At 60.4% G+C, this 20,012-nt stretch carries 19 protein-coding genes; 6 read left to right on the top strand and 13 right to left on the bottom strand.

Translation table 11 applies throughout. The features are described from left to right. Positions 1–20 precede the first annotated feature (20 nt). The 4 genes from lpdA to J2Y90_RS21665 are packed head-to-tail and all read right to left on the bottom strand — an operon-like array spanning position 21 to position 4,963. Positions 21–1,394, bottom strand: a complete 1,374-nt coding sequence (gene lpdA / locus J2Y90_RS21680) for a dihydrolipoyl dehydrogenase (RefSeq protein ID WP_253503039.1) — start codon at positions 1,392–1,394, stop codon at positions 21–23. A gap of 4 nt (positions 1,395–1,398) precedes the next feature. Continuing rightward, complete coding sequence (locus J2Y90_RS21675) at positions 1,399–2,667, bottom strand: dihydrolipoamide acetyltransferase family protein (RefSeq protein WP_253503036.1); 1,269 nt, start codon at positions 2,665–2,667, stop codon at positions 1,399–1,401. Continuing rightward, positions 2,668–3,726 carry an alpha-ketoacid dehydrogenase subunit beta gene (locus J2Y90_RS21670; protein ID WP_003224000.1) on the bottom strand — a complete coding sequence of 353 codons (1,059 nt, stop codon included), beginning with the start codon at positions 3,724–3,726 and terminating at the stop codon, positions 2,668–2,670. A 1-nt stretch (position 3,727) separates the two neighbouring features. After that, the gene (locus tag J2Y90_RS21665) at positions 3,728–4,963 is read right to left on the bottom strand and encodes a 3-methyl-2-oxobutanoate dehydrogenase (2-methylpropanoyl-transferring) subunit alpha (RefSeq protein ID WP_253503033.1); all 1,236 of its coding nucleotides are present in this window, start codon (positions 4,961–4,963) and stop codon (positions 3,728–3,730) included. A gap of 185 nt (positions 4,964–5,148) precedes the next feature. Between J2Y90_RS21665 and bkdR the strand changes: the two genes are divergently transcribed. Continuing rightward, the gene (gene bkdR / locus J2Y90_RS21660) at positions 5,149–5,637 is read left to right on the top strand and encodes a Bkd operon transcriptional regulator BkdR (protein ID WP_253503030.1); all 489 of its coding nucleotides are present in this window, start codon (positions 5,149–5,151) and stop codon (positions 5,635–5,637) included. Positions 5,638–5,640: 3 nt separating this feature from the next. Here bkdR and J2Y90_RS21655 read toward each other — a convergent pair whose 3' ends face one another. Both J2Y90_RS21655 and J2Y90_RS21650 read right to left on the bottom strand, forming a co-directional pair. Then, positions 5,641–6,498 carry a tyrosinase family protein gene (locus tag J2Y90_RS21655; RefSeq protein WP_253503026.1) on the bottom strand — a complete coding sequence of 286 codons (858 nt, stop codon included), beginning with the start codon at positions 6,496–6,498 and terminating at the stop codon, positions 5,641–5,643. A gap of 124 nt (positions 6,499–6,622) precedes the next feature. Then, positions 6,623–7,486 carry an MBL fold metallo-hydrolase gene (locus J2Y90_RS21650; RefSeq protein ID WP_253503023.1) on the bottom strand — a complete coding sequence of 288 codons (864 nt, stop codon included), beginning with the start codon at positions 7,484–7,486 and terminating at the stop codon, positions 6,623–6,625. Positions 7,487–7,578: 92 nt separating this feature from the next. Here J2Y90_RS21650 and J2Y90_RS21645 point away from each other — a divergent pair, with 92 nt between their 5' ends. The 3 genes from J2Y90_RS21645 (at position 7,579) to J2Y90_RS21635 (ending at position 10,139) form a co-directional block, all read left to right on the top strand. Then, positions 7,579–7,920, top strand: coding sequence for an ArsR/SmtB family transcription factor (locus J2Y90_RS21645; RefSeq protein ID WP_008086967.1), 342 nt, complete (start codon positions 7,579–7,581; stop codon positions 7,918–7,920). Between the two features lie 164 nt (positions 7,921–8,084). After that, complete coding sequence (locus J2Y90_RS21640) at positions 8,085–9,329, top strand: NAD(P)/FAD-dependent oxidoreductase (RefSeq protein ID WP_253503020.1); 1,245 nt, start codon at positions 8,085–8,087, stop codon at positions 9,327–9,329. Between the two features lie 9 nt (positions 9,330–9,338). Next, positions 9,339–10,139 carry a sulfite exporter TauE/SafE family protein gene (locus J2Y90_RS21635; protein WP_253503015.1) on the top strand — a complete coding sequence of 267 codons (801 nt, stop codon included), beginning with the start codon at positions 9,339–9,341 and terminating at the stop codon, positions 10,137–10,139. Between the two features lie 85 nt (positions 10,140–10,224). Here J2Y90_RS21635 and J2Y90_RS21630 read toward each other — a convergent pair whose 3' ends face one another. The 6 genes from J2Y90_RS21630 to J2Y90_RS21605 all read right to left on the bottom strand — a co-directional run bounded on the left by J2Y90_RS21630 (position 10,225) and on the right by J2Y90_RS21605 (position 16,485). After that, positions 10,225–11,505 (bottom strand): TRAP transporter large permease, encoded by a 1,281-nt coding sequence (locus J2Y90_RS21630; RefSeq protein WP_253503012.1) that lies wholly within the window; start codon positions 11,503–11,505, stop codon positions 10,225–10,227. After that, positions 11,505–12,032, bottom strand: a complete 528-nt coding sequence (locus J2Y90_RS21625) for a TRAP transporter small permease (protein WP_253503009.1) — start codon at positions 12,030–12,032, stop codon at positions 11,505–11,507. The genes J2Y90_RS21630 and J2Y90_RS21625 overlap by 1 nt, the downstream gene beginning before the upstream one ends. Positions 12,033–12,108: 76 nt before the next feature. After that, a complete protein-coding gene (locus J2Y90_RS21620; RefSeq protein WP_039763165.1) occupies positions 12,109–13,083 on the bottom strand; it encodes a TRAP transporter substrate-binding protein in 975 nt (324 codons plus the stop codon). A gap of 60 nt (positions 13,084–13,143) precedes the next feature. Beyond that, positions 13,144–14,037: an SMP-30/gluconolactonase/LRE family protein gene (locus J2Y90_RS21615; protein WP_253503005.1), complete on the bottom strand. Its 894-nt coding sequence runs from the start codon at positions 14,035–14,037 to the stop codon at positions 13,144–13,146. A 44-nt stretch (positions 14,038–14,081) separates the two neighbouring features. Beyond that, positions 14,082–14,906, bottom strand: coding sequence for an NAD-dependent epimerase/dehydratase family protein (locus J2Y90_RS21610; RefSeq protein ID WP_253503002.1), 825 nt, complete (start codon positions 14,904–14,906; stop codon positions 14,082–14,084). 283 nt (positions 14,907–15,189) lie between these two features. Continuing rightward, positions 15,190–16,485 (bottom strand): OprD family porin, encoded by a 1,296-nt coding sequence (locus tag J2Y90_RS21605; protein WP_253502999.1) that lies wholly within the window; start codon positions 16,483–16,485, stop codon positions 15,190–15,192. Positions 16,486–16,793: 308 nt separating this feature from the next. Between J2Y90_RS21605 and J2Y90_RS21600 the strand changes: the two genes are divergently transcribed. Both J2Y90_RS21600 and J2Y90_RS21595 read left to right on the top strand, forming a co-directional pair. Then, complete coding sequence (locus tag J2Y90_RS21600; RefSeq protein WP_253502996.1) at positions 16,794–18,449, top strand: MFS transporter; 1,656 nt, start codon at positions 16,794–16,796, stop codon at positions 18,447–18,449. Continuing rightward, entirely contained in the window at positions 18,446–19,588 is a 1,143-nt protein-coding gene (locus J2Y90_RS21595; RefSeq protein WP_253502994.1) for an HlyD family secretion protein, read from the top strand. The genes J2Y90_RS21600 and J2Y90_RS21595 overlap by 4 nt, the downstream gene beginning before the upstream one ends. A 125-nt stretch (positions 19,589–19,713) precedes the next feature. Here J2Y90_RS21595 and J2Y90_RS21590 read toward each other — a convergent pair whose 3' ends face one another. Then, positions 19,714–19,908, bottom strand: a complete 195-nt coding sequence (locus J2Y90_RS21590; protein WP_253502991.1) for a hypothetical protein — start codon at positions 19,906–19,908, stop codon at positions 19,714–19,716. Positions 19,909–20,012: the final 104 nt, after the last annotated feature.

Below are 20,012 nucleotides of genomic sequence, written 5' to 3'. Positions count from 1 at the left end.
AGCGTGGGAACGATCAATTTTCAAAGGTGCAGCGCATGCCCAAGGGCACGCAACGCCGCTTCCTGCACCGCTTCGCCCAAGGTCGGGTGCGCATGGATGGTGCCGCCGATGTCTTCCAGCCGCGCGCCCATTTCCACGCTTTGCGCAAATGCCGTCGACAATTCCGACACGCCAACGCCCACCGCTTGCCAGCCGACAATCACATGATTGTCACGACGCGCAACCACGCGCACGAAGCCGCTTTTCGATTCCAGGGTCATCGCCCGGCCATTGGCAGCGAACGGGAAGCTGGAAACAATGCAGTCCAGCCCGGCCGCCGTGGCCTCGTCGGGGGTCTTGCCGACCACCACCAGTTCCGGGTCGGTAAAGCACACGGCGGCGATGGCGGTCGGGTTGAATTCTCGGCTCTTGCCACTGATCAGCTCGGCAACCATCTCGCCCTGGGCCATGGCGCGATGGGCGAGCATCGGTTCGCCACTCAGGTCGCCGATCGCGTAGACGTTGCGCATGCTGGTCTGGCAGCGGCTGTCGATCTTGATCGCCGAACCGTTCATGTCCAGATTCAGCGCTTCGAGATTGAAGCCTTGGGTGTTGGGTTTGCGACCGACCGCGACCAGCACCTGATCGGTTTCCAGATTCAAGGTTTCGCCTTCAGGATCACGCACCTGCAACCTACCGTCGAAACCCAGCACGCTGTGCTTGAGGTACAACTTCACGCCGAGCTGCTTCAAGGCGTCGTGCACCGGTTGCGTAAGTTCCGCGTCATAGGCCGGCAGGATGCGGTCCTGTGCTTCGACTACGCTGACCTCGGCGCCGAGCTTGCGATAAGCGATGCCCAGCTCCAGACCGATGTAACCGCCGCCGACCACGATCAGGCGTTTCGGCACGGATGTCGGCGCCAGCGCTTCGGTGGAGGAGATGATCGGCCCGCCAATCGGCAGGATCGGCAGGTTGACGCTGGTCGAACCGGTGGCCAGCACCAGATGCTCACACTGGATGCGCGTATCGCCGACTTCCACGGTTTTGCCGTCGATGATTTTCGCCCAGCCGTTGATGACCTGAACCTTGTTCTTCTTCAGCAACGCAGCGACGCCAGTAGTCAGGCGATCAACGATACCGTCCTTCCACTCGACGCTTCTGCTGATGTCGAGGGTCGGCGCGGAAACATTGATGCCCAACGCTGAATGCTGGCTGTGATGCTGCGTCTGGTGAAACTGCTCCGCCACATGAATCAGCGCCTTCGACGGAATGCAGCCAATGTTCAGGCAGGTCCCGCCCAACGATTGGCCCTCCACCAGAATGGTCGGAATGCCCAGTTGCCCGGCGCGGATCGCCGTGACGTAACCACCAGGGCCGCCGCCGATAATCAGCAGCGTAGTGTTCAAAGCTTGCATTCCATTACTCCACAAACAGAGTGGCAGGTTGTTCGAGCAAGCCACGGATGGCCTGGATGAAGAGTGCCGCGTCCATGCCATCGATCACGCGATGATCGAACGAGCTGGAGAGGTTCATCATCTTGCGGATCACCACTTGGCCTTTGACCACCATCGGCCGCTCGACGATTTTGTTCACGCCGACAATGGCCACTTCCGGCAAATTCAGCACCGGCGTGCTGACGATGCCGCCCAATGCGCCGAGGCTGGTCAGGGTGATGGTCGAGCCGGACAGCTCATCGCGACTGGCCTTGCCGTTGCGCGCGGCGTTGGCCAGGCGCGAAATTTCTGCGGCGCTGTCCCACAAACTACGTGCTTCGGCGTGACGCACTACGGGCACCATCAGGCCGACATCGCTTTGCGTGGCGACACCGACATGCACCGCGCCGAGGCGAGTGATGACCTGGGCTTCGTCGTCATAACGGGCGTTCATCTGCGGGAAGTCGCGCAGAGCGACGACCAGCGCGCGGACGAGGAACGGCAGCAAGGTCAACTTGCCACGGCTGGCGCCGTGCTTTTCATTCAGATGCGTACGCAGTTCTTCGATCGCAGTAACGTCGATTTCCTCGACGTAGCTGAAATGCGCGGCACGTTGCGTGGCGTCCTGCATGCGCTGAGCAATCTTGCGGCGCATGCCTATGACTTGAATCTGTTCTTCGTCATTACGTTGAGCGTACGCGGCGGCAACGGGTGCCGAAGCGTTCGACTGACCATGCGCCAGATAAGCTTCAAGGTCTTCGTGCAGCACACGACCGGCCGGTCCTGTGCCGCGCACCAGACGCAATTGAATACCCAGATCCAGCGCGTGTTTGCGCACGGCCGGCGAGGCGAGGGGGCGTTCGTCTGCTTCGCGAGCAACCATCGGGCCTTGGCAAGCAGGAGCGGGGCGCGGCGCGGCTGCAGCAGGTGTGCTCTCAACAACGGCTTCAACTTTCGGCGCAACAGGCTCTTTGGTGACAACTGGCACGGCGGACTCTTTAAGGTTGCCAGCACCTTCGACTTCGATGCTGATCAGCACACTGCCAACCGCCATCACTTCGCCCGGCTGACCACCGAGCGCAATCACTTTCCCATGCACCGGCGAAGGAATATCGACCATCGCCTTGTCGGTCATCACGTCCGCCAGCACCTGATCTTCAACCACCAGGTCGCCGACCTTGACGTGCCATTGCGACAGTTCTACTTCTGCGATGCCTTCGCCGATGTCCGGCATCTTGATAACGTGCGTGCCCATTCAGACCTCCATGACCCGTTTCAACGCCGCGCCCACGCGGGACGGCCCTGGGAAATACGCCCACTCTTGCGCGTGCGGGTAGGGCGTGTCCCAACCAGTGACGCGTTCGATCGGCGCTTCCAGGTGATGGAAGCAATGCTCTTGCACCAGCGACACCAGCTCGGCGCCGAAACCGCAGGTGCGCGTGGCTTCGTGAACCACCACGCAGCGACCGGTTTTCTTCACCGACTTGACGATGGTTTCCAGATCCAGCGGCCACAGGCTGCGCAGGTCGATGACCTCGGCATCGACGCCGGATTCTTCGGCCGCGACTTGCGAGACATAAACGGTGGTGCCATAGGTCAGCACCGTCACATCCTTGCCCGGACGAGTGATCGCGGCAACGTCCAGCGGCACGGTGTAGTAACCGTCTGGCACCTGGGCTTGCGGGTGTTTCGACCACGGCGTTACCGGGCGGTCGTGGTGGCCGTCGAACGGGCCGTTGTACAGGCGTTTTGGCTCAAGGAAGATCACCGGGTCATCGTTTTCGATGGAGGCGATCAACAGGCCTTTGGCGTCGTACGGATTGGATGGCATGACCGTGCGCAGGCCGCAGACCTGAGTGAACATCGCCTCGATGCTCTGGCTGTGGGTCTGGCCGCCGTAGATGCCGCCGCCGCAAGGCATGCGCAGGGTCATCGGTGCGGTGAACTCGCCGGCCGAGCGATAACGCAGGCGCGCCGCTTCGGAAATGATCTGGTCGGAAGCCGGGTAGACGTAGTCGGCGAACTGAATCTCGGCGACCGGGCGCAGGCCGTAGGCGCCCATGCCGACGGCCACGCCGACGATGCCGCTTTCCGAGATCGGCGCATCGAACACGCGCGAAGTGCCGTATTTGGTCTGCAGGCCTTCGGTGCAACGGAACACGCCGCCGAAGTAGCCGACGTCCTGACCGAAGACGACGACGTTGTCATCGCGCTCAAGCATCACATCCATGGCCGAGCGCAGGGCCTGGATCATGGTCATGGTGGTCGTGGTCATGGCGGTTTCCAACTGAATATTGTTGTTGTGATCGTTCATGTCAGATCCCCAACTGCTGACGCTGGCGCTTCAAGTGCTCCGGCATCTCTTTGTAGACGTCTTCGAACATGGTCGCGGCGCTCGGGATCTGGCCGCCGGCGAGGGTGCCGTACTGTTCGGCCTGTTTCTGCGCGGCAATCACTTCGGCTTCGAGTTCGGCGCTCACGGCGGCGTGCTCTTCCTCCGACCAGTGGCCGGCCTTGATCAGGTGCTGTTTGAGACGCGCGATCGGATCGCCGAGGGGGAAGTGGCTCCAGTCATCGGCAGGGCGGTATTTCGATGGATCGTCGGAGGTCGAGTGCGGGCCGGCGCGGTAGGTGACCCATTCGATCATGGTCGGGCCGAGGTTGCGCCGGGCGCGTTCGGCCGCCCAGGCGGAAGCGGCATAGACCGCATAGAAGTCGTTGCCATCGACGCGCAGCGAGGCAATGCCGCAACCGACGCCGCGTCCGGCGAAGGTGGTGGCTTCACCGCCAGCGATGGCCTGAAACGTGGAAATCGCCCACTGGTTGTTGACCACATTGAGGATCACCGGCGCGCGATAAACGTGGGCGAAGGTGAGGGCGGTGTGGAAGTCCGATTCGGCGGTGGCGCCGTCACCGATCCACGCCGAGGCGATTTTGGTGTCGCCCTTGATCGCCGAGGCCATGCCCCAGCCCACGCCCTGAATGAACTGGGTGGCGAGGTTGCCGGAAATGGTGAAGAACCCGGCGTCCTTGACCGAATACATGATCGGCAACTGGCGGCCCTTGAGCGGATCGCGCTCGTTGGACAGCAACTGGCAGATCAAGTCGACCAGCGGAACGTCGCGAGCCATCAGGATGCTTTGCTGGCGGTAGGTCGGGAAGCACATGTCGTCGATGTTAAGCGCCAAAGCCTGGGCGCTGCCGATGGCTTCTTCCCCGAGGCTCTGCATGTAGAACGACATCTTTTTCTGCCGCTGCGCGACCACCATGCGGTTGTCGTAGATTCGCGTCTTGAGCATCGCGCGCATGCCTTTGCGCAGGATTTCTACCGGCACGTTTTCAGCCCACGGGCCGAGGGCGTTGCCCTGATCGTCGAGCACGCGAATCAGGCCACGGGCCAGGTCGGCGGTGTCGGCCGGTTCGACATCGACAGGAGGTTTGCGCACCGTACCGGCATCGGTCAGATGCAGGTAGGAAAAGTCGGTTTTACAGCCGGGACGGCCCGAGGGTTCAGGGACGTGCAGGCGCAGCGGTTCATACGCTTGGGTCATGGCTTCTACGCTCGATCTTGTGAATTTCTTGTAGTGAGCTGGCAGTCATTCCTGGGTAGAGGAAATCTTGTCCTACAACAATCATAGGCGCGGCCAAGAAGAATATTTCTCTGTGTTTCGTTGCGCTGGCGACCATTTGCAGATAGAAATTCTGCATAAACATAAAAAACAGGTGGTTTTGTCTCATGCGCAAACTGGACCGTACCGACATCGGCATTCTCAACAGCCTTCAGGAGAACGCCCGCATCACCAACGCCGACCTTGCCCGCTCGGTAAATCTGTCGCCAACGCCATGCTTTAACCGGGTCAAGGCGATGGAAGAACTGGGCCTGATTCGCGAGCAGGTCACGCTGTTGGATGCCGACCTGCTGGGGCTGCACGTGAACGTGTTCATTCACGTGAGCCTGGAGAAGCAGGTGGAGGAAGCGCTGCAGCATTTCGAGGAAGCGATCTCCGATCGCCCCGAGGTGATGGAATGCTATTTGATGGCCGGTGACCCGGACTACCTGATCCGGGTGCTGGTGCCGAGCATCCAGTCGCTGGAACGCTTCATGATGGATTTTCTGACCAAAGTGCCGGGAGTGGCGAACATTCGCTCAAGCTTTGCGCTCAAGCAGGTGCGCTACAAGACCGCGTTGCCGTTGCCTGCGAATGGACTGACTCTGAGTAGCTAAGCGTCAGATGTTGTCGTAGCGGTAATCCAGTTCACCAGTGTAAAGCGTTTGTTGCACGGTATAGGTTTGCGGCCAGGGTGCCGGTTCACTGTCGGGATGAAAAACCAGAACGGTTTCGGTTGCATCCGGCGAGCCGGCCACATCGGTGAAACCCGGGGTACCGGCGTGTTGGTGCTTCCAGCGCTCCCATAGCAGATCGAGATAGCAGTGATGCAGGAAAAATATCGGATCATTGGGTGAGGCTGCTTCCGCCATGTTCCCTCCGATCCATGCGTGTACCGGATTGTGCAATTCGACTTCCGAAACATTCTCCCAGCCACTTTCGGCCAGCCAGTAAGGCGTTCTGTTCAATGCGGATATGACGGTCTCGGCTGTGGGCAACGTGCCTTGCGCCGCGAAATTTCGCCGAACGCCCGCGTTTCCAATGCCCTCATCCCATACCCGGACTTCGAATTGCGAGTGCTCCCTGGAGAACGGGCCACTGGTGACGCGTTGGTCTTGCAGGTTATCTCCGTTCGAGCCCATAAAGTCCGAGGTGAACGGATTGTCGGCGCCGGTCAGTTGCCAGTTCCAGTAGGGGAGCGTGATGGTCGCGTTGTTGGCAGCGGATTGCAGGGCAAGTTCAAATTGGCGGATCAGGATTCGGTGCCATGGATAGAACAAGGGACTGCGATGCGGGTTAGGCGTCAGCGGGTTGCCTCGTCCCATCGAATTCTTGTGAATCTGGACAAAGTCATCGTAGCGGCTTTGCTCTCCGGGCCGGAGTACGCTATCGACATTGTTTTTGAGTAGCAGGATGGCATCGATGAATGCCGATTTTTGTTGCGTGGTCAGGTCACGGTGATTACGACGAATATCCATATTGCGAAAACTCCATTGAATGTTTGCCTGATGGAGTCTGATCGCTGCGAGGATTTTCACCAGTTCATCATTGTCGCCAGCGTTCGTAGGAAAAATAATCTGGTGACGGATCTAGCGATTTTTCCTATAGGGAATCCAGCGGAATCTTCAGATAAACCACACCATTGTCTTCCGCCGACGGCATATTCCCCGCCCGCACGTTCACCTGAATCGCCGGCAGCAACAACGTCGGCATGCCCAATCCTGCGTCACGCTGAGTACGCATGTCGACGAACGCGGCCTCATCAATCCCGTCATGCACATGAATATTGCTTTTGCGCTGTTCGCCGACAGTGGTCTGGCACTGTGGGGCACGCCCTTCGGGCGGGTAATCGTGGCAGACGTAAAGCTTCACACTGGCCGGGAAGGCCAGCAGCTTCTGGATCGATCTGAACAGTTGCTGTGCATTGCCCCCCGGGAAATCGCAGCGCGCCGTGCCTACATCCGGCATGAACAGCGTGTCGCCGACCAGGATCTGTTCGCCGTCGACCAGGTAGGCCATGTCCGCCGGCGTATGGCCGGGAACGTGCAGGGCGGTGGCTTTGAGATTGCCGATCATGAATGACTCGTTCGGCGCGAACAGGTGATCGAACTGCGAGCCGTCGACGCGAAATTCCGGCTCCAGATTGAACAGGGCCTTGAACACGTTCTGCACTTTGCTGATTGATTCGCCGATGGCGATCTTGCCGCCCAGTTCACGGCGCAGATATGGCGCTGCGGAGAGGTGATCGGCGTGGGCGTGGGTTTCCAGCAGCCATTGCACTTGCAAGCGATGCGCACGGACGAAGGCGATGATCTTGTCCGCCTGCACGGTGCCGGTGCGCCCGGCGGCGCCATCATAATCGAGCACCGGGTCGACGATCGCGCACTCGCCGCCGTCGGCTTCATAGACCACGTAGCTGTAGGTCGAGGAGGCGGGGTCGAGGAACGCTTCAATCAGGGCGGGCATGGCTAAAACCTGTGCTGGGGAATTCAGAGTTGCAACACTTTATGTAAAAACATAATGTTCGCAGCTTAAGTGACCTTCAAGGCCTCGTGCAAATGCAATCCAGTCTGACCGAATGTGAAGTCGCCCAACTGCGCGCCTCGGCGTCCAAGGCCTGCGCCTTGCTCAAAGCCTTGGCCAATGAGGATCGTCTGTTGATCCTCTGTCAACTGACCCAGGGTGAACGCAACGTCGGCGAACTGGAAACCATGACCGGCGTGCGCCAGCCGACGCTGTCCCAGCAACTGGGCATCTTGCGTGACGAAGGGCTGGTCGCGACCCGCCGTGAAGGCAAATACATTTTCTACGGCCTGGCCAGTCACGAAGTGATTCAGGTAATGAAAACCCTCTCGGGGCTCTATTGCGGAGCGGTGCTCAAGAGCTGGGAACAGCCATAAATGTCAGCCTTCACACGCCCCTTGTAGGAGTGAGCCTGCTCGCGATAGCGGTGAAACAGTCAATGAAGATGTCGGCTGGTACACCGCTTCGCGAGCAGGCTCACTCCTACAGGGGGGGTGCGTGAAGGCTGAGAAATCCTTGCGTGCAGTAAAAGGAACCAGCAATGAACGATCAACACTGGGGCTCATCCATCAGTGCGGACATCGTGGTCATCGGCGGCGGGACGGCTGGCATCGGTTTTGTCGCCAGCCTGCTCAAGCGTGACCCGCACCTCAACGTCACCGTGATCGAGCCGAGTTCACAGCACTACTACCAACCGGCGTGGACGCTGGTTGGCGGTGGCGCGTTTGACGTGAAAGATACCGTCAGGCCGATGAGCAAAGTCATGCCGCGTCAGGCGACGTGGGTTCAGGCCAGTGTAAGCGCCATCGACCCACAAAACCGCCAACTCACCCTCGACGACCAGCGCACTGTCAGCTACCAGAACCTGGTCGTCTGCCCCGGCCTGCGCCTGGCCTGGGAGAAAATCGAAGGTTTGCGGGAAAGCCTCGGCCAGCACGGTGTCACCTCCAACTACAGCTATCAACACGCCCAGTACACTTGGGATCAAGTGCAGAAACTGCGCGATGGCCAGGCGCTGTTCACCCAGCCGGCGATGCCGATCAAATGTGCCGGCGCGCCGCAAAAAGCCCTGTATCTGTCCTGCGACCACTGGCGCAAAACCGCCGTGCTGCACAACATCAACGTTGAATTCAATCTGGCCGGCGCTGCGCTGTTTGGCGTGGCGACCTTCGTGCCACCGTTGATGAAATACATCGAACAGTACGACGCGCAACTGGCCTTCAATTCGAATCTGGTCAAAGTCGACGGCCCAGCGAAAACCGCGTGGTTTGAGGTCAAAGACGCCGATGGCAACGTCAGCCTCCTAGCGAAAACCTTCGATCTGCTCCACGTCGTTCCGCCGCAAGTCTCGCCGGATTTCATCGCAGAAAGTCCGCTGGCCGACGCCGCCGGCTGGTGCGAAGTCGATCCGCACAGCCTGCAGCACCCGCGTTTTCCCGAAGTGTTTGCACTGGGCGATATATGCGGCACCAGCAACGCGAAAACTGCAGCGGCGGTGCGCAAGCAGATTGTCGTCGTTGCGCAAAACCTCCTGGCCGCGCGCAAACAACAGCCGCTGCCGCTGAAGTACGACGGCTACGGCTCGTGCCCGCTGACGGTGGAGAAGGGCAAGGTGATCCTTGCCGAGTTCGGCTATGGCGGCAAACTGCTGCCGACCTTCCCGCTCGACCCGACCGTGCCGCGGCGGTCGGCGTGGTGGCTGAAAGCGACGCTGCTGCCGTGGTTCTACTGGCACGGCATGCTCAAGGGCCGCGAGTGGCTGACGCGTCTGTCCAAGGTCGACTGAGAAAACCCTATGTTGCTGGCAAGTCTGTTTGGCGTGGTGATGGGGTTGGTGCTCGGCCTGACCGGCGCGGGCGGCGGGATTCTTGCGGTACCGGCGCTGGTGCTGGGGCTCGGCTGGACGATGACGCAAGCGGCGCCGGTGGCCTTGTTTGCGGTCGGCAGCGCGGCAGCGGTCGGGGCTATCGATGGTTTGCGCCATGGCCTGGTGCGTTATCGCGCTGCGCTGTTGATCGCAGCATTGGGCGCGGTATTTTCGCCGCTGGGGATCTACTTCGCGCATCAGTTGCCGGAAAAGATTCTGATGATTCTGTTCAGCCTGCTGATGGTCTTGGTCGCCTGGCGAATGTTCAGAAAGGAGCGTCAGCCAGCCGGGCCGAGCGATCACGGGCACGCCAGTTGGGGCCAGAAGAATTGCATGCTCAACGAGCAGACCGGGCGCTTCGACTGGACCGCCAAATGCACCGCCACCCTGGCCGCACTGGGGGCGATTACCGGTGTGGTCTCCGGGTTGCTCGGCGTCGGAGGCGGGTTCCTGATTGTGCCGGCGTTCAAGCAGCTGACCGATGTGCAGATGCGCGGCATTGTTGCGACGTCGTTGATGGTGATCAGTCTGATTTCAGTGATCGGGGTGATCGGTTCGTTTCATGCGGGCGTACGCATCGATAGCCAGGGCGCGGCGTTCATTGTCGCGAGCATCGTCGGCATGATCATCGGCCGCAGGGTTTGCGCGCAGGTGCCGGCGCGGGCGTTGCAGGTGGGGTTTGCCAGTGTGTGTCTGGTGGTGGCGGGGTACATGTTGTTGCGGGCTTGAGGATCAAAAGATCGCAGCCTCGTTGCACCCGACAGCTCCTACAGGGGGAATGCGATTCCTGTAGGAGCTGCGATTTTTTAGCGGGTTACAACACCAGGTGCGGCAGCCACAGCGACAGAGCCGGAATATAGGTGACCAGCATCAGCACCAGGAACAGCACTGCATAGAACGGCAGCAGGGCTTTCACGGTGCTTTCGATACTGACCTTGCCCACCGCCGAGCCCACGAAGAGCACGGCGCCCACCGGCGGTGTTATCAATCCGATCCCCAGGTTGACCAGCATGATCATGCCGAACTGCACCGGATCGACACCGATACCGAGAATCACCGGCATCAGGATCGGCGTGAGGATCAGGATCAGCGGCGCCATGTCCATCACCGTGCCCAACAGCAGCAACATGACGTTGATGCACATCAGGATCACGTAACGGTTGTCCGACAGCGTCAGGAACATCGTGGTGATCTTCGCCGGGATCTGCATCAGCGTCATGATGTAGCCGAAGCTCGCGGCGAAGCCGATCAGAATCATCACAATCGAGATCGTCCGCACGGTGCGGTGCATCAGCTTGGGCAGTTCACGCCACTTGTAGTCGCGATAGATGAACATGGTCACGAAAAACGACCACAGCACTGCGATCGCCGCCGATTCCGTCGCGGTGAAAATCCCCGAGAGGATGCCGCCGAGGATGATCACCATCGCCATCAGTCCCCAGAGGGCTTCGCCGACGATTTTCAGCGCCTGGCGCATCGGGATGACTTCGCCCTTCGGGTAGTTGCGCTTTTTCGCGAAGATCAGACACAGCACCATCAGGCAGGCGCTCATCAGCAGGCCCGGAACGATGCCGGCCATGAACAGCGAGGCAATCGAGACCGTACCACCGGCGGCCAGCGAGTAGAGCACCGAGTTATGGCTTGGCGGGGTCAGCAGGGCCTGCACCGAACCGCTGACGGTGACGGCGGTGGAGAAGTCCCGTGGATAGCCCTTGCGTTCCATTTCCGGAATCAGCACCGAACCCACCGAGGCGGTGTCCGCTACCGACGAGCCGGAGATCGCGCCGAAGAAGGTCGAAGCGACGATGTTGACCAGTGACAGGCCACCGCGCACGAAACCCACCAGCACGCCGGCACACGCCACCAATCGCCGGGACATGCCGCCCTCGGCCATGATCGCACCGGCGAGCACAAAGAACGGAATGGCCAGCAGCGAGAATTTGTTCACGCCCGAGGCGACCTGGATCATCACCGCCTGGAACGGAATGTCGATCCACCATGCGCCGATCAGCGCGGCGGCGCCCAGCGCGTAGGCGACCGGCATGCCGATCAGGATCAAAGCGATAAAACTGCCCAGCAGTATCAGAGCGTCCATTAAGCGGCACCTTCACTTTCTTCCACCAGGTCGAACTGCACGACCCGCCGTTTGCTCTGGTCACCGAGCAAGAGTTTTTCCAGGACAAAAATCAGCGTCAGCAAGCCGCCCACCGGAATCGGCAGGTAGGTCACGCCAACGCGCAGATCGGGCAGGGCGGCCATGAACTGGTTCCATGTCGACATGCACAGCTTGGCGCCCCAGATGGTCATGAAGATGCAGATCGCCGCCATCAGCAGTTGCGAAAAAATCGCCGCCGCTGATCTCAGCTGCGGTGACATGCGATCGGTGAGCATGGCCACGGCCATGTGCGCGCCGGCGCGGTAGCTGGCGGCGGCGCCGATGAAGGTGAACACCATCATCAGCAGGATCGCCGTCGGCTCTGGCCAGCTGGAGCCGGTGCCAAGTACGTAGCGGGCGAATACGCCCCAGGGAATCATCAGGGAAATCGCCAGGACGGAAAGGCCGGCGACCCAGATGCATGTCATGTAGATCTTGTCGTTGATACGTAGCAGCAGATTCTTCATCGGGTTCCACCGTAACCGGGCGCGCCTGATTCATCAGGCACGCCGGGCCTAGTTCATGAGTACGGAGCGGGAGGCGTTACTGAACGGCTTCGATTTTCTTGATCAGGTCGGCGTACTTCGCGCCGTACTTTTCCCGTACCGAAGCGGTGGCGTCGTAGAAGGGTTTCTTGTCGACTTCGATGAACTCGACGCCGGCGGCCTTGAGTTTTTCTTCACTGGCAGCGGACTTCTTGTCCCACAGCACGCGTTCTTCAGCCTGAGCAGCCTTGGCGGCTTTCTTCACCAGTTCCTGTTGATCCGGAGTGAGTTTCTCCCAGGTGATTTTCGACATCACGATCGGCTCTGGCAGGATCAGGTGACCGGTCAGGCTGTAGAACTTGGCGTTCTGGAAGTGGTTGTGTTCGAGCAGGGTCGGCGGGTTGTTTTCCGCGCCGTCGATCACGCCGGTCTGCAGGGCGCTGAAGATCTCGCCGGTATCCATGGCGATGCCGTTACCGCCCATGGCATTCATCATGTCGATGAACATCGGGTTGCCTTGCACGCGGATCTTCATGCCCTTGAGGTCTTCGAGCTTGCGCACCGGTTTCTTGGTGTAGATGTTGCGCGTGCCGCCGTCCATCCACGCCAGCGCTACCAGGCCGAATTCGGAGTTGGTGATCTTGTCGAGAATCTCATCGCCCACCGCGCCATCGATGACGTTACGCATGTGCTGATGGTCGCGGAAAATGAACGGCATGTTGAACACGTTCACGTCCGGCACCACGGGGCCGACGATACCCAGGCTGACGCGCGACAGCTGCACCGCGCCGACCTGCATCTGCTCGATGACTTCCTTTTCCGAACCCAGCACACCGCCCGGGAAATATTGGAAGGTCAGTTCGCCGTTGGTTTCCTTGGTCAGGGTCTTGCCCATGTTTTCTTCGGCCACCACGGTTGGATAACCGGCGGGGTGGATGTCAGCGAATTTGAGTTTGATTTCTGCCTGAGCGGCACCGGCGAAGGTGAACATCAGCGGAAGTGCAGCGGCGAGCAAGGTGCGTTTGAAGTTCATGGGGGTGAGTCTCCAGTCTTGTTATTTTTTTGTTCAAGGCGCAGCGGTGCAGCAGAGGGGCTAAAGCAAATCGTTGAATTCAGGTTCGGCGAGGCCTTTGACGCCCGGCTTCAAAGCGAATAAGCCGCCGGCCAGGGATTGCGGGTCGAGGTCATCGCCGGGGCGAATCGAGGCGACGAACAAGGTGTCCAGGTTGCTGCCGCCGAAAGCGCACATGGTCGGTTTTTTCACCGGTACTTCCAGCGAGAAATCGAGGCGACCGTCCGGGGCGAAACGGTGAATCAGGCCGGCGTCGTTGGCACAGATCCAGTAGCAACCTTCGGCATCCACGGCGGCGCCGTCGGGGCGGCCGGGGAAGTGATTCATGTCGACGAAGATTCGGCGATTCGACGGCGTACCGGTCTCGGTGTCGTAATCGAACGCCCAGATCAGTTGCACGTTGGGGTGCGAATCCGACAGGTACATGGTTTTGCCGTCAGGGCTGAAACCGAGGCCGTTGGGCACGATGAAGCCGTCCAGCTGCGCTTCGACCACGCCGGACTGCCCGGCGCCGAAGCGATAGAGCCGGCCTTCAGGCGCATTCAGGCCCATGTTCAACACCATGCTGCCGGCCCAGAAACGCCCTTGGCGGTCGCAGCGACCGTCGTTGAGGCGCATGTCCGGGCGGCTGTGCTCGACGGTGGCGAGCAATTCGCTGTCGAGGCTGCCGTCGCTGTGTGGGTGCAGGCGAAAGAAACCGCTTTCCATACCGGCCACCCAGCCACCGCTGCGGTGGCGGGTGATGCAGGCGAGCATTTCCGGGGTTGTCCACGAGGCAACATGGCCAGTGTCGGCACTCCAGCGTTGCAGCCCGCCGTTGGGAATATCCACCCAGTACAGCGCGTTTTCCTGCGCCACCCAGACCGGGCTTTCACCGACCGCGTTGCGGGCGTCGACGATCAATTCGGCTTGCATACTCATTCCCTTGGTTTTTATTGGAGGGGGATCAAGTCGAGCGATCAGTCGCCGAACGGGCCTGCTGCGACGAAGGCGCCGCCCTGATAGATCCGCGCCGGATCATCGTCGGCCGGCATTGGCTGCGCTTCGACCTTGTCGCGGAATATTTCGGAGGTGTCCTTGGCTTCGAAACCGAGATGGCTGGCGTAGCGGTTGTCCCACCAGACGTCTTTGTTGGCGGACATGCCGTAGACCACGGTGTGACCGACGTTCGGCGTGTACAGCGAGCGTTCGAGCAGTTGCGTGAGGTCGTCGAAGCTCAGCCAGGTGTGCATCATCCGGCGGTTCTGCGGCTCGGGGAATGAGGAGCCGATGCGGATGCTGACGGTTTCGATGCCGTAGCGGTCGAAGTAGAAACTGGCCATGTCTTCGCCGTAGGACTTGGAGAGGCCGTAGTAACCGTCAGGACGGCGCGGGGAGGTGGCGTCGAGTTTTTCGTCCTGCTTGTAGAAGCCGATCACGTGGTTCGAACTGGCAAAGATCACCCGCTTCACGCCGTGCTTGCGCGCCGCTTCGTAAATGTGAAAAACACCGCAGATGTTGGCGCCGAGAATTTCTTCGAACGGCCGCTCGACCGAAACGCCGCCGAAATGCAGGATCGCATCGACGCCTTCGACCAGTTGATGCACGGCTTGTTTATCGGCGAGGTCGCAGAGCACGACTTCTTCGTGTTCATCGACGGCCGGGGCGAGGGCGGCGATGTCGGACAGGCGCAGCACGTTGGCGTAAGGGCGCAGGCGTTCGCGCAGCACTTTGCCCAGGCCTCCGGCGGCACCGGTCAGCAGCAGGCGATTGAAAGGCACGCGGGGGGTAGAAGTAGACGTCATGGCAATCCCTGGACACATTGTTATTAGGTTTGTTGTAGGTTGTCGTATGACTGCGCTGAAGTATCGGTAGGGTTTCCGGATCTTGTCAACGCGACTTTTGGTGTAGATGACGGAAGGCCCAGTCCAGTCTTCAATAACCACAAATGCCTGTTTGGCAATGCAACTCCCCTGTGGGAGCGAGCTTGCTCGCGAAAGCGGTGTGTCATTGAAAGATGAATTGACTGACCCGACGCATTCGCGAGCAAGCTCGCTCCCACAGGGAATATCGGTGTGGAGACTGGCTTTACAACAACGAAATCGGATAGCTGATAAAGATCCGGTTCTCGTCAAATTCGTTGGTGCTGAAGTCCCGGCGGATGGTCGCATTGCGCCATTTCACGTTGAGATTCTTCAGCGGGCCGCTCTGCACGGTGTAGGCCAGTTCCGATTCGCGGCCCCATTCCTTGCCGTCATTGGTGGTGGCGGTGTGCACGTTATCGCCGCTGATGTAGCGGTTCATCAGGGTCAGACCAGGCACGCCCAGCGCAACGAAGTTGTAGTCGTGACGCAGCTGCCAGGAGCGCTCTTTGGCGTTGTCATAACTGGCGTTGTAACTGTCGTTGGCCAGGGTGCCACCACTGGTGCCGTTGACGCGCATCCAGGCATCGTCGCCGGTGAGTTTCTGCAGGCCGACGTAGAAAGTGTGGCCGCCGTACTTGGCCGAGAGCAGGGCGAACGCGGTCTTGTTGTCGAGATCGCCGGCCTGGGCGCTGCCGTCTTCCTTGCCGGTGAAGAAACCGAGGTTGGCGCCAAGGGTCCAGTCGCCCATCGGCTGGCTGTGGCTGAGGTTGAAATACTGCTGCTGATAGATATCGGTGAGTTCGGCGTACCACACGCCGACCATCGTGCGCTTCTCGTTGAAGGTGTATTCGCCGCCACCGAAGTTGAAGCGATCAGAGGTGAACGCACCGCGGCCGTTCATCGACATGTCTTCCATGCTCGCGTCGTTGCGCGGGCTGTTGCCGCGGAACTGGCCGCCGTACACGGTCAGGCCGTTGATTTCGGTGGAGGTGATCTGGCCGCCGCGAAAGGTCTGCGGCAGGGAGCGGCCATCGTCGGAGCGCAGGATCGGCAGCACCGGCATCCATTCACCGACCTTCAATTCAGTTTTCGACACCTTGGCTTTCAACGCCACGCCGAGCCGGCCGAAGTTGTCCGCCGGGCGCCCGTCATCGTGGATCGGCAACAGCTGTGTGCCGCCGGTACCTTTGCCGCCATCGAGCTTCTGCGAGTACATACCCAGGATGTCGAGACCGAAGCCGACGGTGCCTTGGGTGAAACCGGACTTGGCGTCGAGGATGAAGTTCTGCGTCCACTCTTCAGCCTTGCCCTGGGGATAGGCCGGGTTGACGAAGTTGCGGTTGAAGTAGGCGTTGCGCAGGTTCAGCGTGGCTTTGCTGTCTTCGAGAAAGCCTTCGGCATCGGCGCTCATTGGCAGGGCGAGGGCGAGGCTGCTGCAGCCGAGCAGGCTGAGGGTCGAACGTGGGCGGGTAACGGCAAAACGTGGAGGGCGGACGGAATTGCGGGCGAGTGTGCTCACTGTGACGCTCCCTGAATCGTTTGTTGTTTTTATTATTTGTCATACGTCGTCGTACAACATCGTTGCGGATATTTCCCAGATTTTCGGGGATTGTCAACTGGAAGTTATACGATCACCGCCGGTGCTACGCCGCACTCCTTGTAGGAGCTGCGGCACGCTGCGATCTATTGATCTTGCTTTTGAAAAATCAAAAGATCGCAGCCTCGTTTCACTCGACAGCTCCTACAGGGTTTTTTGTTGTCCATGGAAAAGTGTGCTGCAAAGAAATATGCGGCAAACTTCCCTCACCCCCAGCACCAGGCCGATCCATGGATAAATACGCCCCGCGCAACTGGCAACCTCACGAAAAGCCCAGCCTGCCCGGTTCACCGTCGACACCATTGCACTCCACGCCCAAGCGTCTGGCGTATGCGGCGGTCGGTGTGCTGGTGGCGGTGACCGGTGGGCTGGGGAATTCGCTGGTGGTCGCCAACCTGCCTTATCTGCAAGGCTCGCTCGGCGCGACTACGGCGGAAATGGCCTGGTTGCCGGCGGCGTATGTGATGACCAACGTATCGATGAACCTGCTGCTGGTTAAGTTTCGCCAGCAGTTCGGCTTGCGCGCGTTCACTGAAGTGTTCCTTGTGCTGTACGCGCTGGTGACCTTCGGCCATTTGTTCGTCAACGACTTGAATTCGGCAGTGGCGGTGCGTGCCGCGCACGGCATGGTCGGCGCGGCGCTGAGTTCGCTGGGGTTGTATTACATGGTCCAGGCGTTCCCGGCGAAGTGGCGGCTGAAGGCGCTGGTACTCGGTCTTGGCACGTCACAACTGGCGTTACCGCTGGCGCGGCTGTTTTCCGAGGATCTGTTGCAGATCGCCGAGTGGCGCGGCCTCTACCTATTCGAATTGGGCATGGCGCTGTTGTCACTCGGCTGTGTATTGCTGCTGAAGTTGCCGCCCGGTGACCGCTTCAAGACTTTTGAAAAACTCGACTTCCTGACCTTCGCCATCCTCGCCACCGGTGTGGCCTTGTTGTGCGCGGTGCTGTCGCTGGGACGCATCGACTGGTGGCTGGAGGCCGACTGGATCGGCGTGGCGCTGGCCTGTTCGATCGCGCTGATCATTATGGGCCTGGCCATTGAGCACAATCGCAGCAACCCCATGTTGATGACGCGTTGGCTGGGCAGCGGCACGATGATTCGTCTGGCGCTGGCGGTGACCCTGATTCGCATGGTCACCTCGGAGCAATCCACCGGCGCGGTCGGTTTCATGCAGAACCTCAACATGGGCTATGAGCAGTTGCACAGTCTGTACGTGGTGATGCTGATCGGCAGTATCGCCGGGCTTGCCACCAGCGCGCTGACCATCGACCCCAAACACCTGCTGATGCCGTTGATCATCTCGCTGGCGCTGATGGCCACCGGTTCGGTGATGGACAGTTTTTCCAACAACCTGACCCGCCCGCAAAATCTCTACGTCAGCCAGTTCCTGCTGGCGTTCGGCAGTACGTTTTTTCTCGGCCCGACCATGGTCTTCGGGACGCGCAACGTGCTGACCAATCCGCGCAACCTGGTGAGTTTTTCCGTGCTGTTCGGGATCTGCAACAACCTCGGCGGGCTGCTCGGCGCGGCGTTGCTTGGCACTTTTCAGATCGTGCGCGAGAAGTACCATTCCAGCCACATCGTCGATCATCTGGTGATGTCCGACCCCTTGGTGGCCGCGCGCGTGCAAAGTGGCGGCTCGGCCTACGGCGGTTTGCTGGCCGACCCGAGCCTGCGCAATCTGGCCGGGATCCGCAGCCTCGCCAATGCGGCGACACGCGAAGCGAACGTGCTGGCCTATAACGATGTCTTCATGCTGATCGCGGTCATTGCCGTACTGACCATGATCTGGCTTTCGATTCGCGCGTTGTGGCTGATGAGCACCACCAAAGCCATTGAGCCGACGCCTTCCGTACCATCAAGCGGCGCCATTTCTTCATGACCGAACCGACCACCACAACCACCAACGCCATTGCCGCCACGCCTGAGGGTGAGGCGCCGCCGTCGTCAGCCAATACCGCGCCGCGTTCGCTGCGGGTGCGGATCATTTCTTCGCTGGGCTTTGCCGCGATCGCCATCGTTGGCGTACTGATCGTGTTGTATGCCTGGCAACTGCCGCCGTTCAGCAGCGCCGTCGAAACTACGGAAAACGCCTTGGTGCGCGGGCAGGTGACGATCATCGGCCCGCAGCTCAGCGGCTATGTGTTCGAGGTGCCGGTGCAGGACTTCCAGTACGTCAAGGCCGGGGATCTGCTGGTGCGTCTGGACGACCGCATTTATCAGCAGCGCCTCGACCAGTCGCTGGCGCAACTGGCGGTGCAAAAGGCTGGATTGGCCAACGTGGTGCAGCAGCGCAACAGTGCCGAGGCGACGATCAAGTTGCGCCAGGCAGTGCTCGCCGACAGCCAGGCGCAGTTGCGCAAGAGCGAGGCCGATCTGCGGCGCAATCAGGAACTGGTGCGCGACGGCTCGGTGTCGAAACGCGAGTTCGACGTGACTCTCGCCGCCAATGCGCAGAGCACGGCGGCAGTGGCGCAGGCCAAGGCCAATCTGGAAATCGCCCGGCAGGACTTGCAAACGGTGATCGTCAATCGCGGCTCGCTGGAAGCTGCGGTGGCCAGCGCCGAAGCGGCGGTGCAACTGGCACGGATCGATCTGTCGAACACGCGGATTGTCGCCCCGCGCGACGGCCAGCTCGGGCAGATCGGCGTGCGCCTCGGCGCCTACGTCAACTCCGGCGCGCAGTTGATGGCGTTGGTGCCGGATCAGAAATGGGTGATCGCCAACATGAAGGAAACCCAAATGGCCAATGTGCGTGTCGGGCAACCGGTGCGCTTCACCGTCGACGCCTTGAACCACCGCAGATTCACCGGCCACGTGCAGCATATTTCGCCGGGCACCGGCTCCGAATTTGCCTTGCTCCAGGCCGACAATGCCACTGGCAACTTCGTCAAGATCGCTCAGCGCGTGCCGGTGCGCATCACCATCGATCCCGATCAGCAGGAAGCAGAACGGCTACGACCGGGGATGTCGGTGGTGGTCAGCATCGACACCGCCGCCGGCGACACCCAACACCACTGATCAATGCATTACCCTGTGGGAGCGAGCCTGCTCGCGAAAGCGTCGTATCAGTAACATTTCTTTATCTGACACACCGCTTTCGCGAGCAGGCTCGCACCCACAGGATTAGTGCTCACGGGCTCTATTCACTCGGGCGAGGGGGTGACCCGGCAGCTCTTGCGCTTGCGAATCTGCTCGTCGCTCGGCCGTTCGGGGACGAATTCGAAGCGTGGTTCGCCTTCGCTGTAATGCACCAGCCAGCCCCATTCCAGTTCGCTTTCGTTCTGCCCGGGTTGTGGTGGCCGGGCCCACCAGGGTTCTTTGCTGAGGATCTCGCGCATGGCAGCCTCCGGTTGTTGGCAATCCTTGAACTATAGCTTCCTGTCGCGAGTCGTCAGCACAGGCTGTGTAGAATCGGCGCGATCAAGACGATAAAGGGGGCAGG

It is taken from the genome of Pseudomonas koreensis, assembly GCF_024169245.1.
In the GTDB taxonomy this organism is placed as follows: domain Bacteria; phylum Pseudomonadota; class Gammaproteobacteria; order Pseudomonadales; family Pseudomonadaceae; genus Aquipseudomonas; species Aquipseudomonas koreensis_F.
This window is presented reverse-complemented; position numbering and strand designations above follow the sequence as displayed.